The following is a 2786-nucleotide window of genomic DNA, read 5'->3' on the forward strand; positions in this document are numbered from 1 at the left end:
CTTTCAGGCGTACGGCTTCTTCCACAGCGATTTCGCAGAAGGGGTTCATCGACATCTTGACGTTGGCGAGGTCAACGCCGGAGTTGTCCGCTTTGACGCGAACCTTGACGTTGTAATCGACCACTCGTTTGACAGCTACAAGAACCTTCATGGATTCCTCGTTACTCTCCGGTGAAAAGAAAGTCGCCTAGGCGAACCTGGCGGTTGATGCTCATCGCATAGGTTCTGCTGAAGCTTCGTTGTGGCCACGACGATAGTTCACAACGAAGCGTCAACAGACCCTGGGGCACCTCCAAAGATCGTTGCTGTGCCCTTCTTATAGAAAGAATGACGAGCGCCAAATTCTTCCCTTGCGAGCGTCTCTGCGGGGTGACTAACAAGTCATCCACCAAAAGGACGTGTAAACTCCGCTCAAAAAATGGCAGGCTCCTACAGGCTCGTGCCTGGCCCTGTCTTTAGAGGTGCTCTTGAAACCAATAATCAGCCTACGGCGAGCGCAAAACCGACCGTATCTTGACCGGAACGCCTTTTGCGGTCAATACAGCAAATCCGCCACTTTTGAGCCGTGCTTCTTTGATTTGTCTGGCCTGCAGCAGATTCAAACAAACGTTTGTATTGGACCCTGCTAGTGGTGTAGATATAATGCCGCCCCTAGAGAGAGCGGCGCGTCATCCATTGCTTCTTCCGCACGCGGCGCAGGGAATAATGGATGAAGTGCCAAACCTCCAATTAGAAAAATACCGTTGAGCCTTGAGTAGGAGAGAACCTGTGGAACGCGAATACATGGAATTCGACGTGGTCATCGTCGGCGCCGGCCCTGCCGGTTTGTCCGCCGCCTGCCGTTTAAAGCAGAAGGCCGCCGAAGCCGGTAAAGAAATAAGCGTCTGCGTGGTTGAAAAAGGCTCCGAAGTCGGTGCTCACATTCTGTCCGGTGCAGTGTTCGAACCCCGTGCCCTGAACGAATTGTTCCCGGACTGGAAAGAACTGGGCGCTCCTCTCAACACCGCGGTCACCCGCGACGATATTTATGTACTGCGCAGTGACAGCACCGCAACCAAGGTGCCTGACCTGTTTGTGCCTAAAACCATGCACAACGAAGGCAACTACATTATTTCCCTGGGCAACCTGTGCCGCTGGATGGCACAACAAGCCGAGAACCTGGGTGTGGAAATCTACCCGGGCTTTGCTGCCCAGGAAGTCCTGTTCGATGAGAACAACGTAGTTCGCGGGATTATCACCGGTGACCTGGGTGTTGACCGTGAAGGCAACCCGAAAGAAGGCCTGTACACCCCCGGCATGGAACTGCGCGGCAAGTACACCCTGTTCGCGGAAGGCTGCCGCGGCCACCTGGGCAAGCAACTGATCGAGCGCTACAAGCTCGACAGCGAAGCCGATACCCAGCACTACGGCATCGGCCTCAAGGAAATCTGGGAAATCGACCCGGCCAAGCACCAGCCAGGCCTGGTGGTTCACACTGCCGGCTGGCCGCTGGACATCATCAGCAGCGAAAACACCGGGGGTTCGTTCCTGTACCACCTGGAAAACAACCAGGTAGTGGTGGGTCTGATCGTAGACCTGTCCTACAGCAACACCTTCCTGTCGCCGTTCGATGAGTTCCAGCGCCTCAAGCATCACCCGGTACTCAAGCAGTATCTGGAAGGCGGCAAGCGCATCAGCTACGGCGCCCGCGCCATCTGCAAAGGCGGCCTGAACTCGCTGCCAAAAATGGTCTTTGACGGTGGCGCACTGATTGGTTGCGATCTGGGCACCCTGAACTTCTCCAAGATCAAGGGCAGCCACACCGCAATGAAGTCCGGCATGCTCGCAGCCGAGGCGGTGGCTGACTCCCTGCTCGGTGGCTCCGAGGGCGGTGATGCACTCAACACTTATGTTGAAGCCTTCAAAGCCAGCTGGTTGTTCGACGAACTGTTCGCCAGCCGTAACTTTGGCCCGGCACTGCACAAGTTCGGCCCTATTGTGGGGGGTGGTTTCAACTGGCTCGACCAGAACATCTTCGGCGGCAAACTGCCGTTTACCCTGCACGACACCAAGCCGGACTATGCCTGCCTGAAGCTGGCCAAAGACTGCAAGCAGATCGCATACCCGAAACCGGACGGCAAACTCAGCTTCGACAAACTCAGCTCGGTGTTTATCTCCAGCACCAACCATGAGGAAGAGCAGCCGTGCCACCTCAAGTTGCGCGATGCGAGCATTCCGATCAACGTCAACCTGCCGCTCTACGACGAGCCTGCCCAGCGTTACTGCCCGGCCGGGGTGTATGAAGTGATCACTCAGGAAAGCGGCGAGAAGCGTTTTCAGATCAACGCGCAAAACTGTGTGCACTGTAAAACCTGCGACATCAAAGACCCGTCGCAGAACATCACCTGGGTCACCCCGGAAGGTGGCGGCGGCCCGACTTACCCGAACATGTAAGTCGTTTATCGCCCACTAAAAAGGCTCCCCCGGGAGCCTTTTTAGTGGGCGATAAACAGCAAAAACCCTGTAGGAGCGAGCTTTGAGGGCGCCGAAGAGCTCGCGAGCAAGCTCGCTCCTACAGAGGAATGTGCAGATGCGCTTTAGCTTCCCGCATCTTCATGCCCGCTCGACACCTGCAGCACCATACAAATCAAAACCGACACAACCCCTGTAGGAGCGAGCTTGTAGTGGTCCAGTTTTTTTGGACCATTGCGTAGGAGTATTAGGCCGCCATTTCCTCAAAAGTAACTGGCGGCAGGTTATTCGAGGCGGAGTGACAACGCCGGTGGTTGTAATGGGCAATAAAATCC

General features: G+C 55.7%; 1 protein-coding gene and 1 pseudogene. One reads left to right on the plus strand and one right to left on the minus strand.

From position 1 onward, the window contains the following. Positions 1-151, minus strand: a pseudogene (locus tag WG29040_RS24225) (electron transfer flavoprotein subunit beta/FixA family protein); the annotation flags it as partial. A gap of 617 nt (positions 152-768) precedes the next feature. On the opposite strand from WG29040_RS24225, the gene WG29040_RS24230 reads away from it, so the two are divergent. Then, a complete protein-coding gene (locus tag WG29040_RS24230; RefSeq protein ID WP_003442427.1) occupies positions 769-2433 on the plus strand; it encodes an electron transfer flavoprotein-ubiquinone oxidoreductase in 1665 nt (554 codons plus the stop codon). Positions 2434-2786 lie beyond the last annotated feature (353 nt).

The sequence above is a fragment of the Pseudomonas sp. PAMC 29040 genome, from assembly GCF_003994535.1.
GTDB classification, from domain to species: domain Bacteria; phylum Pseudomonadota; class Gammaproteobacteria; order Pseudomonadales; family Pseudomonadaceae; genus Aquipseudomonas; species Aquipseudomonas paraversuta.